The sequence below is a fragment of the Paraburkholderia sp. SIMBA_053 genome (assembly GCF_046534895.1).
GTDB classification, from domain to species: domain Bacteria; phylum Pseudomonadota; class Gammaproteobacteria; order Burkholderiales; family Burkholderiaceae; genus Paraburkholderia; species Paraburkholderia caledonica.
On the sequence record NZ_JAWRXU010000845.1, the window covers coordinates 1 to 265 of the forward strand.

Below are 265 nucleotides of genomic sequence, written 5' to 3' on the forward strand. Positions count from 1 at the left end.
TGGCGATGCAGACTCAGGGGCCGCCTTCGATCTCGTGAGGGTTGTCGCGACGGCGAGTAAAGCGCGTCAGCGGATCCTCGATCTAGTCAGCCAGCACTCGCCCGCGACCAGAGGATACGTGGAGCTCGTTGGGGCCATACGACGCGACGCAAACAGCCGCACGGGCGCCGATGCGGTAACTGTAACCATCGCTGGTGAGCCAGTTGCGAACCTCTCGAAATACGCGGTGCCGGGCATCGACATCGTTCGCGGAGACGCCCGCGAG

The 265-nt window shown here is 64.2% G+C and carries 1 protein-coding gene; it reads right to left on the reverse strand.

Annotated elements, in window-relative coordinates; genetic code table 11:
- Window positions 1-82: 82 nt before the first annotated feature.
- A partial coding sequence (locus SB753_RS37975; protein ID WP_410805276.1) for a hypothetical protein occupies window positions 83-265 on the reverse strand: 183 nt, incomplete at its 5' end.